12 protein-coding genes are annotated in these 13,742 nt (G+C 57.9%); 4 read left to right on the forward strand and 8 right to left on the reverse strand.

Features of this window, described 5'->3' with window-relative positions; all coding sequences use genetic code 11:
* The first annotated feature begins 107 nt into the window (after nucleotides 1–107).
* Nucleotides 108–2,105 (forward strand): PhoX family protein, encoded by a 1,998-nt coding sequence (locus ACED87_RS09200; protein ID WP_449081349.1) that lies wholly within the window; start codon nucleotides 108–110, stop codon nucleotides 2,103–2,105.
* Nucleotides 2,106–2,128: 23 nt separating this feature from the next.
* Here ACED87_RS09200 and ACED87_RS09205 read toward each other — a convergent pair whose 3' ends face one another.
* From ACED87_RS09205 to ACED87_RS09235, 7 genes are all read right to left on the reverse strand, one after another.
* Entirely contained in the window at nucleotides 2,129–3,097 is a 969-nt protein-coding gene (locus tag ACED87_RS09205; protein WP_449081350.1) for an Abi family protein, read from the reverse strand.
* A 242-nt stretch (nucleotides 3,098–3,339) separates the two neighbouring features.
* Nucleotides 3,340–4,365 (reverse strand): class II fructose-bisphosphate aldolase, encoded by a 1,026-nt coding sequence (gene fbaA, locus ACED87_RS09210; protein ID WP_449081352.1) that lies wholly within the window; start codon nucleotides 4,363–4,365, stop codon nucleotides 3,340–3,342.
* A 286-nt stretch (nucleotides 4,366–4,651) separates the two neighbouring features.
* Entirely contained in the window at nucleotides 4,652–6,262 is a 1,611-nt protein-coding gene (locus tag ACED87_RS09215) for an SLC13 family permease (RefSeq protein WP_449081354.1), read from the reverse strand.
* Nucleotides 6,263–6,376: 114 nt separating this feature from the next.
* The gene (locus tag ACED87_RS09220) at nucleotides 6,377–7,870 is read right to left on the reverse strand and encodes an MFS transporter (protein WP_449081356.1); all 1,494 of its coding nucleotides are present in this window, start codon (nucleotides 7,868–7,870) and stop codon (nucleotides 6,377–6,379) included.
* 193 nt (nucleotides 7,871–8,063) lie between these two features.
* Nucleotides 8,064–8,705, reverse strand: coding sequence for a TrmH family RNA methyltransferase (locus ACED87_RS09225; RefSeq protein ID WP_449081358.1), 642 nt, complete (start codon nucleotides 8,703–8,705; stop codon nucleotides 8,064–8,066).
* Nucleotides 8,706–9,287 carry an orotate phosphoribosyltransferase gene (gene pyrE / locus ACED87_RS09230; protein WP_449081360.1) on the reverse strand — a complete coding sequence of 194 codons (582 nt, stop codon included), beginning with the start codon at nucleotides 9,285–9,287 and terminating at the stop codon, nucleotides 8,706–8,708.
* Between the two features lie 82 nt (nucleotides 9,288–9,369).
* On the reverse strand, nucleotides 9,370–10,788 hold the full coding sequence (locus tag ACED87_RS09235; RefSeq protein WP_449090001.1) for an anthranilate synthase component I family protein: 1,419 nt from the start codon (nucleotides 10,786–10,788) through the stop codon (nucleotides 9,370–9,372).
* 186 nt (nucleotides 10,789–10,974) lie between these two features.
* Between ACED87_RS09235 and ACED87_RS09240 the strand changes: the two genes are divergently transcribed.
* Nucleotides 10,975–12,357 carry an NAD-dependent succinate-semialdehyde dehydrogenase gene (locus ACED87_RS09240; protein ID WP_449081364.1) on the forward strand — a complete coding sequence of 461 codons (1,383 nt, stop codon included), beginning with the start codon at nucleotides 10,975–10,977 and terminating at the stop codon, nucleotides 12,355–12,357.
* A 127-nt stretch (nucleotides 12,358–12,484) separates the two neighbouring features.
* Here ACED87_RS09240 and ACED87_RS09245 read toward each other — a convergent pair whose 3' ends face one another.
* On the reverse strand, nucleotides 12,485–12,814 hold the full coding sequence (locus ACED87_RS09245; RefSeq protein ID WP_449081366.1) for a rhodanese-like domain-containing protein: 330 nt from the start codon (nucleotides 12,812–12,814) through the stop codon (nucleotides 12,485–12,487).
* A gap of 280 nt (nucleotides 12,815–13,094) precedes the next feature.
* Here ACED87_RS09245 and ACED87_RS09250 point away from each other — a divergent pair, with 280 nt between their 5' ends.
* Both ACED87_RS09250 and ACED87_RS09255 read left to right on the forward strand, forming a co-directional pair.
* A complete protein-coding gene (locus tag ACED87_RS09250) occupies nucleotides 13,095–13,382 on the forward strand; it encodes a FeoA family protein (protein WP_449090002.1) in 288 nt (95 codons plus the stop codon).
* 4 nt (nucleotides 13,383–13,386) lie between these two features.
* The coding region (locus ACED87_RS09255) for a FeoB small GTPase domain-containing protein (protein WP_449090003.1) at nucleotides 13,387–13,742 on the forward strand (356 nt) is incomplete at its 3' end.

Raw genomic sequence — 13,742 nt, forward strand, 5'->3', positions numbered from 1 at the left:
CATATTTTTGCCGCGGGTGGGGCCGTTGTCTAGTTGGTGGGTGTGGGGTGCGTGTCTACTTTTGAATAAGCCTCCTTACCTGCACCTATAAGTGCGGTAACGCCTGCTTGGGCGCATGTAGCAACACCTCAAATAATGAGTATTTTGGTGATGTCACCCGCCGCTCAGCCTTGCGCGCAGGTGGCCTCTTCACCCTGGCTGTGGGCGTCACTGCCTGCTCCCCCAATACCACTGGGGCGACCGGGGCAAGCGGTTCAGCTACCACTTCTGCTGCTGCTTCTCCTTCGCTGACCGAGATTCTTAACAGTGCCGGCCTGCAGTTCACCCCCGTTGAGCCCAACACTGAGGACGCCGTGGTTGTGCCCGCAGGGTACACCTCCAATGTGCTGATCCGCTGGGGTGACCCTATCTTTGCAGATGCACCCGAGTTCGACGTCAATAAGCAGACTGCCGCCGCCCAGGAACGCCAGTTTGGTTTCAACAACGACTTCGCTGGTCTCTTTGAGCACCCCACCGACAGTAACCGCCTGGTTTATGTCTGCTCCCACGAGTACACCACCGAACCGCAGATGCACCCCCACTACGATGCCGAGAACCCCAGCGAGGAGCAGGTCAATATTGGTCTGGCAGCTCACGGTCAGACCATCCTAGAGGTAGAGAAGGTCGCTAACTCTGGTGATCTCAAAGCCCTGGTAGGGGCTCCCTTGAACCGTCGTATCACCGGCACCACTCCCTTCACTTTCACTGGCCCAGCGGCAGGGTCTGACCTGCTCAAAACCACGGAAGACCCCGAAGGTACCACCGTGCTAGGTACCCTCAACAACTGTTCTGGTGGCGTCACCCCCTGGGGTACTTACCTCTCTGGTGAAGAAAATGTGGACCAGTACTTCGCCCACCTTGAAGCTTTGGAAGGCCGCCAGTTAGAGGCGACTAAGCGCATGGGCATCAAGGAAGGAGCCACCGAGCGCCAGTGGGAGAAGTTCCACCCCCGTTTTGACTTGAGCGTGGAACCTAACGAGGTCAACCGCTTCGGCTACATTGTCGAAATTGACCCTTTCGACCCTAACTCCACCCCCGTTAAGCACACTGCCCTAGGCCGTTTCAAGCATGAGGCTGGCAACGTGCACATCACCGATGACGGCACCGTGGTCTGCTACTCCGGTGATGACGAACGCTTCGAGTACCTTTACAAGTTCGTCTCAAGCCGCAAGGTCAAAGAAGGCGACACTGCCCACAACATGACTATCCTGGACGCAGGTACTCTCTATGTGGCGTCCTTGCAGGGTAACTCCCCCGCCGCCGAAATTGATGGGGAAGGTACCCTCCCCAAGGATGGCGCCTTTGACGGCACCGGCACCTGGCACCCCCTGGTCACTGTGGAAGAGGACGGCAGCGCCACCTCCCATGTTGAGGGTTTCACCCCTGAGGAGGTCTGCGTCTACACCCGCCTAGCAGCAGATACTGTGGGGGCAACGAAGATGGACCGCCCTGAGGACTTCCAGACCAACCCGGTCACTGGCCTCACCTATGTGGCGCTGACTAACAATAAGTACCGCGGGGCCACCGGCGATAACGCCGCCAAGTCAAAGGAAGAGCCCACCGAGTACGCCCCCATCCGTGAGAACAAGAACGGTATGCTCATGGAGCTAGATGACGACCATGCCGGCACTAGCTTCACCTGGAACGTTCTGCTGGTTTGTGGCGACCCGGCTGAGGCTTACTCCTATTTTGGTGGCTTCGATAAGTCCAAGGTTTCCCCTATCTCCTGCCCCGATAACCTGGCGTTTGATTCCCACGGTAACTTGTGGATTTCTACTGATGGCAATGCCCTGGGCACTCACGATGGTCTCTACGGTGTGGAAACTCAGGGTGAGAACCGTGGCCAGGTTAAGTGCTTCCTGACTGTGCCGGTTGATGCTGAGACGTGTGGCCCTATCGTGACTGATGAGCGAGTTATGGTCAATGTTCAGCACCCTGGTGAGGGTGATGACGCCACTGTTGAGAACACCACTTCTTCGTGGCCTGATGGCCCTGGTACCGTGCCCCGCCCGGCTGCCGTGGTTGTTTGGCGTGAGGACGGCGGCAAGATCGGTATCGAGGCCTAGCATAGTCTAGCGAGGTATCTTTCTTACAGGCGGGGGTTCTTCATTCCTTCTTCATAGATTGGTTCTTCCTGCACTGTCGCCCACAGTCGTTTCGAGTAATCATTATTTCCTTGCACGAAATCCACCCAATCAACAAGTAGACGCAAAATGTGCAAGGGTGATTCAGTAGGAGCGCCTTCATAAGGAAATAGGGAGTTACCTTTCCACGGTGAGAGCGCAACCGTCCTAGTCAAACGTCTGCCCCAGAGCCGATTGTGATGAGCAGATAGGTTACGGAAGAAGTTCACGTTACCCACCGCACGGCGCAATTCAGGGGCGCTTCTAAACCCTAGGTCTTTCATCAACCGCTCAATCTGATTGGTATTTTTCCAGGTACTTACCATCTTTGAAAGATCGCCCAGGGAAAGAGCTTCTACCATTGCCCACAGTGGGACGTCTTGCTCTCTTTGCTGAAAATGCCTGAGGTATAGCTCCTCGCGACCTAAGGTTTCTTGGATACTGTGCAGGAGAGAATCTCGTGTGCGTACAAGACCTGTGTGCTTACGGGCCCACTCTTTACTGCCCATGCCCTGAGGTGGGTTGTTGCTCGGCCGTGAGGGCTCGTAAGCCTTTTTCTTAAGATAATAGGTAGGGCCTTCAACACCGCCATCAGCAAGACGGTAGGCTACCCGAGTCCTAATAATTGGTTCGAGAACTTGCACCCCTTGAAAGATGAGTAAACGAATCTGACTATCTATTCGGTAGACAGCCAGAAGTTGCTCCAAAGTCGTGCCTTGGCGAAATGTATCGGGTAATGCCGTATCAATGAGTTGTTTGAAGTAGCCGCTGAACCTGTAGTAGTTCTGTGTAGCTAAAAATCCCTCCAGTTGTTTACGCTCATCTGGTGTGAGGTCTAACCCGCGTTGTTCAAATTTAGAGACCTGGTCTTCAAGGCTGAGCCAGGGTTTGCCGTTCGTTAGCGTGCGGGGAGGAAGATCGGAGGGTAGAGCCATGCTCTCATTTTATATAAATACCCCGTAGCACACGCGATTGACGAATCAAATCCACCTTTATACAAGGCCATGCGCTACGGGGATGAATGTTGTTTCTATTGTATCTTGTTTTCTTATTTCCTGCATTGTAATACGCCTCAAGCACATGCCACTTCACAGAAAGTAAAGGCGCCGGACGCACCCCGCACAAGCGGGAGCGTCCGGCGCCTTTGGTCTAGGCTAGTGCGCCTAGCTACAGGGCCTTATTTGCCGGAGGTGCCAGCAGAGCCGAGCTGCTGGGCAGCTTCGACAATGCGAGCGGCCATGCCAGCTTCGGCGGCGGCGCCCCAGACGCGGGGGTCGTAGGTCTTCTTGTTGCCGACTTCGCCGTCTACCTTGAGCACTCCGTCGTAGTTGCGGAACATGTGGTCGGCGACGGGGCGGGTGAAGGCGTACTGGGTGTCAGTGTCGATGTTCATCTTGATGACGCCGTAAGAGACGGCATCGGCGATTTCTTGTTCGGTGGAGCCTGATCCGCCGTGGAAGACCAGGTAGAAGGGCTTGTCGCCCTTGCCGTACTTGGCGCCAACTTCGGTCTGGATTTCTTTGAGCAGTTCGGGGCGCAGGTGCACGTTGCCGGGCTTGTAGACACCGTGGACGTTGCCGAAGGTTAGGGCTGCCATGTAGGTGCCTTTTTCGCCGAGGCCGATGGCTTCAACGGTTTTGATGGCGTCTTCAACGGTGGTGTAGAGAGAGTCGTCGATAGCGCCTTCAACGCCGTCTTCTTCACCGCCGACAGCACCGATTTCAACTTCCAGTACCTGCTTGGCTTTAGAGGTGCGCTCAATGAGTTCTTGGGCGATTTTGAGGTTTTCTTCCAGGGAGATGGCGGAGCCGTCCCACATGTGGGAGTTGAAGATGGGGTCTTCGCCGCGGGCTACGGCTTTCTCTGATTCTTCCAGGAGGGGCAGGACGAAGCCTTCGAGCTTGTCTTTGGGGCAGTGGTCGGTGTGGAGGGCGATGTTGACGTCGTATTGTTTGGCGACTTCGCGGGCGTAGGCGGCGAAGGCGAGGGAGCCAACGACCATGTCTTTTTTGCTGGCGCCTGACCAGTAGGCGGCGCCGCCGGTGGAGGCCTGGATGATGCCGTCTGAGCCTGCTTCTGCGAAGCCGCGGATAGCTGCGTTGAGGGTCTGTGAGGAGGTGACGTTTACTGCGGGGTATGCGAAGCCCTTGGTGCGGGCGTTTTCGAGCATTTCTGCGTAGACGTCTGGGGTTGCGATAGGCATGCTGATTCCTTGGTTGTCGGTGGGCCCACCCGGTTGGTGGCCTGGTGGGGGTTGGCGCTGCGCCGGGTGCGTGTTAGGACGTGGTGGGGCGAGCGCCTGCCTGTTGTTTAGTCTATCAAGGGGCTGGGTGTGAGGGGGTAGGTATCCCACATTAATTTCTCACATAATCCCACATGAAACCATGGTGTTGGCGGGATTTTTAAAGACTCTCACCCCGGTTTCTCGTATTGACCGGGGTGAGATGTTTGGTTTTCTATGGGTTTAGGTGAGGGTTACTTTCTCGCACTTAGAGGGCGAAAATCCACATGGCCAGGGTCATGGTTGCCGCAACGATAGCTACGATGCAGAAGATGTTGAGCCAGAGGCCACCTTTGACCATTTGCCCGATGGTCACATACCCCGAGCCGTAGGCGATGGCGTTGGGCGGGGTTGCTACCGGCAGCATGAAGGCGCAGGTTGCGGCCAGGGCGACGGGGATAGCGAGCAGCATGGGATCATAGCCCATGCCCATGGCGATACCACCGGCGACAGGCAGGAAGGTTGCTGCGGTGGCGGTGTTACTGGTGAGTTCGGTGAGGAAGATGACGCCGGTGGTCACCAGAAGCACGATCGCCAGCAGGGGCAGGGTGCCCAGGGCGCCGATGGAGTCGCCGATCCATTGGGTCAAACCGGAGCTAGTGAACTGGCCGGAGAGGGCCAGGCCGCCACCGAAGAGGAGCAGGACGCCCCAGGGTAGCTTGGTTGCGGTGTCCCAGTCGATGAGGCGCACGCCTTTCTTGGCGGCACCACCGGCGGGCAGGGCGAAGAGAAGTAGGCCGACGGTGACGGCGATACCGGCGTCGGTCATAGGGGGTGATTCGGCCCAGATGACGGGCACGAAGATCCAGGCCAGGGCTGCGGCGATGAAGATGATGAGTACGCGCAGCTCACCTGAGCTCATGGCACCTAGTTTGGCGTATTCGTTGGCGATGAGCTTCTTACCGCCGGGGATTTCTTTAATTTCGGGCTTGAAGAGCACTTTGGTAAGCAGGAACCAGCAGAAGATGAGTACGACTACGGAGAGGGGCACACCGACGATCATCCACTGGCCGAAACCGATGTGTACGCCGTGGGTATCTGCCATGTAGCCAGCTAGTAGGGTGTTGGGCGGGGTGCCAATGAGGGTGCCCAGGGAGCCGATGGAGGCGGCGTAGGCGATACCGAGCATGAGGGCGGTTCCGAAGTTGGACTTAGTGACTACGTCTTTGACGGAGCTGTCGGTGGGGGCGGCGCCGTCCTTGATGTCTAGGTCGGGGTTGTCGCTGGCTTGGGCGATGAGCATGAGCACGGAGACGCCGATGGGGATCATCATGACGGCGGTGGCGGTGTTGGAGACCCACATGGAGAGGAAGCCGGTGGCGAGCATGAAGCCTGCGACCATCATGGAGGGTTTGGTGCCCATGACTTTGAGGGTCAGGAGGGCGATGCGGCGGTGGAGGTTCCAGCGTTGCATGGCTAGGGCTAATAGGAAGCCGCCCATGAAGAGGAAGATGATGTTGTTGCCGTAGCTGGCGCCGATGTCGTTGATTTTTACGTCGTCGTTGAAGACGGGAAAAATGACGAGCGGCAGTAGGGCGGTGGCGGGGATGGGGAGGGCTTCGGTCATCCACCAGGCGCCCATGAGGACGGCGGTGGCTGCGGTGAGGCGGGCAGCTTCGGGGGCCTCATTGGGCATGATGAAGTAGATGAGGAGGGCTGCTAGTAGGCCGCCGAAGAAACCTAGAAGGCGTTTTGTGCGTTCGCCTGGTTCTACTTCTGGTGCTTGGGAGCCGCTAGAGCGGTGAATTTGGTCTATCGACTGGGTGGGTGCTGCACTGTATTTTTGCAGGTGGTCACCGGTGATGTGGGGCTTGTTCATCTCAACCTCACTCCATTGTGTGCTGATGCCGCAGTTTTTTGTTCTCGGGGAGAAACAGTAGGCCTGGGCGGTGTATGTGTACAGGAATGTCTTTACTGTACCTGATAGGCACTTTTATGAAGCAAGCTGACCGGGTGTGTTACTTTCGCGGATTTCGCGGCGGCGGTCGGCGATGGTAAAGGCAAGACCGAGGGAGAGAGTCAGGACAATAGCGCTAAAGGAGGCGATGAGTCCAATGTTCCAGTGGGCGTCAGCTTCTACCAGGCCGTAGAGGATGGAGGGAATGATGGCGGTGCCAATAGCGGTGCCCATGCGCTGACCCAGGGAGAGCACACCGCCAGCCACGCCACTAATAGCTACGGGTACGGACGCCAGGGTTAGGGTCTGGTTGGGTGAGATGACCAGGCCACCGCCTGCACCGAGCAGGATCAGGGGCACAGCTAGGGCCCAGACTGGTAGTTGGCCTTGTTCTACGGGGGTGACGGTGAGCATGGTGGCCAGGGTTGAGGTGAGGGAGAGCCCAAAGCCCAGCATGACTATGCGGCGGCCCCTGGCCAGGACGCGGCGTCCTGCCCAGGGAGATGCGAAGGCAGAGAGCAGGGATGAGGGAATGGTAATCAGGGCGGCCATGAGCGCGCTTTGGCCCAGGTGGTTTTGTAGGTAGATGGGGATAACTAGCCAGACGCTGGTGTTGCCCAGGAAGTAGAGGGTCACAATCATGATGCCGTTGCGGAAGGCTGGTTGAGTGACCATGTCCATATCCAGCATGGGTGGGCGCCCGGCCCTCTTATAGCGGTTTTCCCAGGCGACGAAGAAGGCGATTAGGGCCAGACCCAGGGGCAGGCAGGCCCAGATGAGTAGGTTGCCGCTGCGTTCTACGAAGGGGAAGAGCAGGGCAAAAATTGCGAGGGCTAGGGCTGTCATGCCGATAGGGTCTAGATCCAAGTGGGCGCGCCGGTGGCCGGGTGCGAGCGCGGTGTCATTGGGCACCCAGAGCCGGGCTAGGAGCAGCCCGGTGATGCCGATAGGCACGTTGACGAGGAACATCATGCGCCAGCCGAGGGCGTCGCCGAAGATTTGGATGAGGAAGCCTCCGAGTACCGGGCCGACGATAACAGCTAGTGCTACTACTGTGCCGAACATGCCGTAGGCGCGGGCGCGGGCTTGGCCGGTGAAGTTGGCTTGGATGATGCCGGTGGTTTGGGGGTTGAAGAATCCTGCGCCGAGGCCTTGGAGGACGCGGGCGGCGATGAGGATTTCGATGGTGGGGGCCAGGGCGCTGATAAGGGAGCCTAGGGTGAAGAGGGATACGCCGATTATGAACATGCGGCGGCGGCCGGTGGCGTCCCCTATGCGTCCGGAGGCTACGAGGGGTACGCCAAAGGCTAGAGCGTAGCCGGAGACGACCCATTGGGCTTGGCTGGAGCTTGCGTCGAGGGAGTGTCTTATGGGGGTGAGGGCGACGTTAACTACGGAGATGGCCATGAGGGCCATGAAGAGTGGGGTTAGTAGTGCTATGAGGAGTTTGCGGGGGCTGCTACTGGCTGGGAGGTGGGGTTCTGGTGGGCCCGGGTTAGGTTTGTTGTGGGGGTGTGGCCTGGTGTTCATGCTGCTTGTTTCTGTGTTTTCTTGGGGGCTTATGTAGCTAGTCTAGACCTGGTGCTACATGAATAAAATACTTCTGGTAGAAAGTTTTTGCAGAAATGCAAAGGCCCACGAGAGTCGCGCAAAGCCCACACTTTTCGTAGACCCTGAGCGACTTTCATGGACACTTAGCAGCAGCGGACGCCAGCCGGCGCCACTAGCTGACCTGCTGGCCGAACTCGTGGCGGCGGATCCAGGCGTGCATGGCAATACCAGCGGCAGTTGCAGCGTTCATAGACCGGGTAGAGCCGTACTGCTCAATAGAGAGAGTCGCCTCAGCGGCGGCATGAATTTCCTCCGACAAGCCAGGGCCCTCCTGCCCAAAGACCAGCACGCAGTCCTTGGGCAGGTCATAGGTTTCTAGCTGTTTGGAGTCAGGGAAAATATCGATACCGATAATGGCTAGCCCCTCTGCCCGCGCCCAGGTGACAAAGTCCTCAACGGTGGGGTGGTGGCGCACATGCTGGTAGCGGTCGGTAACCATGGCCCCGCGCCGGTTCCAGCGTTTCTTACCGATAATGTGCACTTCTTGAGCCAAAAAGGCGTTAGCGGTGCGCACTACGGTGCCGATATTGAGGTCGTGCTGCCAGTTTTCGATAGCCACATGGAAGGAGTGGCGGCGGGTGTCCAGGTCGGCGATGATGGCGTCCATACTCCAGTAACGGTAGTGATCCAGGACGTTGCGGCGGTCGCCCTCACGCAAAAGCTCAGGGTCCCAGTGGTCACCTTCTGGCCATTCGCCCTCCCAGGGGCCAACACCAACTTCCCGCTCGGGTTCGGTTATTTCTTGGTCTGCCACTTAGTCCAGGCCCAGGTCACTCTTGGAGTAGGCGTAAAGGCAGGGCACACCGGCAACCTCTTCAATGTGCTCCTTAGCGCCAGTAGCACGGTCAACAATAACGGCAACAGCGACCACCTCAGCACCTGCCTTGCGCAGGGCCTCAACGGCGGTGAGGGCAGAACCACCGGTGGTGGAGGTGTCTTCAACGGCTACGACGCGGCGTCCTTCAACTGAGGGGCCTTCAACCTGACGGCCCATACCGTAAGACTTCTGGGCCTTGCGGACAACAAAGGTGTCAATGGCGCGGTCCTGGTCGCCTGCGGTGCGCATAATGGCGTGGCCAACCGGGTCAGCGCCCATGGTCAGGCCACCAGCGGCATCAAATTCGATACCAGCAGAGTCAATCAAATCAAGCATGACCTGACCCACCAGGCGGGAGGCCTCATGGTGCAGGGTAATACGGCGCAGATCAACGTAGTAATCGGCTTCTTTACCGGAGGCCAAGGTTACCTTGCCGCGCACAACGGCCAGTTCGGAGATGAGCTCACGCAGACGTTCGCGGGCTTCTTCAATGGGGAGTTTAGCAGAGAGGTTAGTCATGCTTTTAGTCTAGTAGACCAAGAGATATTTACCCTGCGAAAAGTGCAAGTGCCTGCCACTTTTCACAGGGTACCTTCACTTTTTAGGGGGTGGCGGCCCTGAGCTTAGTGACCATCTCCTCATACTCGGCTACCGGGTCGGAGTCAGCCACAATAGCCCCACCAGCGGCCAGGGTGAGCAGGCCATCATGGTGGGCTACCAGCGTCCTAATCACAATAGAGAGGGCAGCCGAACCGTCCGCACCCAAATAGCCCAGGGCCCCCGAATAGATTCCGCGTGCCCGGCCCTCCAGCCGGTCAATAATAGCCATCGTGGCAGCCTTGGGGGCGCCGGTCATGGACCCACCAGGGAAGCAAGCTCCCACCGCGTCCAAGGCGGTGACGCCTGGGCGTAGCTGGGCGGTGATAGTTGAGACGAGCTGGTGCACCGTCGAATAGGTTTCTACGCCCATGAGCACCGGCACGCGCACACTCTCAGGGTAAGAAACCATGGAGAGGTCATTGCGGAGTAAGTCCACAATCATCAGGTTCTCTGCCCGGGTTTTAGGGTCAGAGGCTAACCAGTTAGCTGCCTGCTGATCCTGCTCGGCACTAGCTGCCCGGGCCACCGTGCCCTTAATAGGTTTGGCCTCAGCCTGGCCACTAGCAGAGATAGTAAGGAACTTCTCTGGGGAAGAGGAAAGCACCGTAAAATCATCGCACCGCAAGAAAGCCGCGTAGGGGGCGGCATTTACTGCGCGCTGACGCCGGTAAAGGCCCAAGAGCTCTTCAGCACTGAGCGGGGTAGGTAAGCGCAGGGACGTTTCGGCGGTCAGGCAGATTTCGTAGCTGTTGCCCTCAAAAATTTCGCGCTGGCACTGGCGCACCTGGCTGAGGTAGTGCTCCCTATCTGGCAAGGGAAAATCAGGGAGGTCAGGTACTTTCACCTCTTTTTCCTGGGGCAGGTGCCCTGCTACAGCTGCCTCTTGCAGCTGGCGGGCGGTCGCTTCAACCCAGGGCTCAGGGCCTACCAGCCAGGAACGGCCTGTACCGTGCTCATACATCAGGTAGTGGCTAGCAGGCATCCAGAGGGCATCGGGGGTGCGTGCCAGCCGCTGCGGGTGCGTCTGATGAAAGGCTGTCACCTCTAAATCAGCATGGGCCTCATAGCCCATAAATCCCACATAGCCACCGAGCAGGACGTCGGCCGGTGGGGCGTCCTTACCCTCAGCTGCCGCAGGGTGCGGGGCGGCCTCTAAAAAGTTGGGCAGCGCCTGCCAGATAGATCCCGGCAGGGTGCGAGTGGGACGCCCTTGAGCATCCACAAGGTCCACCTGGCCGGGCCGCTCATAGCGCAACACTCCCCCACACAAGGGCGCACCTATATAGGAGAAACGAGACATGGGCGACTCAGCGCGGGCAGAATCAAGCCAAAAACCATAGGGGCAGCAACCAGCAATCACAGAGAAAGCTAGGGCTGGGTCGCAATCAAATTCTAAAGCTCTACAGACAGAGGAAGTCACTTACCTTATTCTATCGGCCACCGAGTTCAGTAAATATTTCACTATTACTGTACCCAGAACACTCCTTATGATGAGATGGGTTGACATTGGCCCACATATTCAGAGTAGAGTAGCCCTTTGACACACTTCTGTGAGCAAGGACGCTTACCTACCAATAAAGTGTGCAACGTTTTTAAAAGGAGAGATATGAGCAACTACGCTCTCACCAACACCAACACCGGCGAAGTAGAGCAGACCTTCGAGTCACTGCCTGCTAGCGAGATTCCTGCCGTTATCGAAACCGGCCACCAGGCCTTCCTCAAGTGGAAGGACAGCAGCATGGAAGAACGTATCTCCGTTCTCACCTCCGCTGCCAAGCTCTTTGAAGAGCGCAAGGAAGAACTGGCAGAAATCATCGGCCGCGAAATGGGTAAGCCCCGTGGTGAGGCTCTGGGCGAAATCCAGCTCGTCGTGGACATCTTCAACTGGTACGCCACCGAAGGCCCCAAGCACCTTGAAGACACCCCCCTGGATGCCAAGGGTGCAGAGGTCAACCTTGTTCGCCACGAACCCCTCGGTGTTCTGCTCGGTGTTATGCCCTGGAACTTCCCCTACTACCAGCTGGCCCGCTTTGCAGCACCCAACCTGCTGGTCGGTAACACCATGCTCATGAAGCAGGCCTCCATCTGCCCCGTCTCCTCAGCCGCCTTTGAAAAGCTGCTCATCGACGCTGGCCTGCCCGAAGGTGCCTACCAGAACCTCTACCTGGACACCAGCGACATCGAACTGGTCCTCAAGGACTTCCGCGTCAAGGGTGTCTCCCTGACCGGTTCAGAGCGCGCAGGTTCCTCCGTTGCTGAACTGGCCGGTAAGCACCTCAAGAAGTCCATGATGGAACTGGGCGGCAACGACCCCGCCATCGTCCTTGCAGATGTTGAAAGCGTCAGCAAAGTTGCTCAGACCCTGGCCAACATCCGCTTCCTCAACGCCGGTCAGGTCTGTGTCTCACCCAAGCGCGTCATCGTTGTAGAAGACATCTACGACGAATTCGTCGCAGCAGCTAAGACCGCCGTTGAAAACGTCAAGGTCGGCGACGCAGACGCCCCCGACACCCAGATGGGCCCCCTCTCCTCAGAAGCAGCACGCGATGAAGCAGTAGCACGCATCGAGAAGGCTGTAGCAGAAGGCGCAACCCTGCACGCTGGCGGTAAGAAGCTCGACCGCCCCGGCTGGTTCATGAGCCCCGCCCTGCTCACCGACGTCGACTTCGACGCCGACCTCTCCTGCAACGAACTCTTCGGCCCCGCCCTGGTTGTCTACAAGGTTAAGGACGAAGCAGCAGCCATCAAGTTCGCTAACGCCAGCGAATACGGCCTGCAGGCCTCCGTCTGGACCTCCGATCTGGAGCACGGCCTGGAGGTTGCTGACCAGATCGTTACCGGTATGACCCTGGTCAACGAGCACCTGGTTACCCAGGCTGACCTGCCCTTCGGTGGTATCAACAAGTCAGGCTACGGCCGTGAACTCACTCAGTGGGGTCTGCTTGAATTCACCAACGAGAAGCTCGTTCGCGGACGCAAGATGAAGTAACAGGTTCTGAGCCTTATCAGAACTCACAACGAGGCGCCGGGTTTACCTTCACAGGTAAACCCGGCGCCTCGCCTCATATGGGGCTTATACCGGTAGGAAGAACCTCAACCCAGCCGGTACAGGCAGGTTAGCGCACCTGCGGAATCTGGCCGGTCTCAGAAACCATGGGCTTCTCAGCGTCCTGCCAGGCTCCCATACCCCCGATGACGTTGATAGCGTCAAAACCGTACTGGGTGAGGTAGGCAGTGGCGCGCAAAGAGCGGCCACCGGCCCGGCAGATAATATAGACATCCTCATCAAGGGGGACTTCACCATAACGCTCAGGGACCTCATCGAGGGGAATATGCTGGGCACCCTCAATATGCCCCTCTACCCATTCATAGTCCTCACGCACATCAAGAATCTTGGCGCCTGCAGGGACCTCATCAACGGTCACCTGACGCAGCTCATCATTCATTACTTGTCACCTTCCGTAAGAATCTGTTGAAACTCACTCTACAAGAGGCCCGGCCCTAAAATCTAAGGGCTGAGACAATCTATGCGGTTTCCATACAGCTCAGCTATTACTGGGTCTTACGGTTGTTTTCCGTATATGAGACATAACCGCAACTCAGCAAAATAAGAAAAAATTTCATACCCTAATGGACAAATGTCTTCTTGAGGAGAACAATGTTAGGTAGTTAAGACAACCTAACCTGCCCCACCCAGGGGCCAGAAGACCTTAGAAGTAGGTGCCCATGAGCTTTTGCCCTGCCCCTCAGCAGAAGGCAACCACCGGCCAGCCCGGTAAATCGGCAGACCCCACCCTCGCTACCGCCCGAACCTCCCAAACCTTTACCGTATCCGGTTTCTGCCAGGGTGCCGACCAGACAGCAGCTCAACGTCTACACGACCTAGGTTTCCGCCAAGGAACCACCGTAGAATGCCTGCGCCGTGCCCCCTTAGGCTCACCACTCATGTTCCGTGTTTGCGACACAGACATCTGCCTACGCAAACAGCAAGCCGCCCTCATCACGGTCAGCTAAGCCCATGAGTTGTCACACTGAAGCCGCTGGGAAAGTCCTAGCCGGCAGACCAGAAGTTGCCCTCCTTGGCTCCCCCAACTGCGGAAAATCCACCCTCTTCAACCGCCTCACCGGGCTGAGCGCAAAAACCGGTAACTACCCTGGTGTTACCGTCACCCGCTCCCGCGGCACCGCACGCACCAGCACCGGCCCCGTCACCCTCACCGACCTCCCCGGAACCTACGCCCTCACACCGGCTAGCCCCGACGAAGAAGTAGTAGTACAACACCTCCGCGGAGAACTAGGGAGCGAAGCCATACCAGATGCTCTGCTCCTGGTAGCAGACGCAACCACCCTGCGCCGCTCCCTCACCTTCCTCTC

It is taken from the genome of Rothia sp. 32237D007AR (assembly GCF_053544675.1).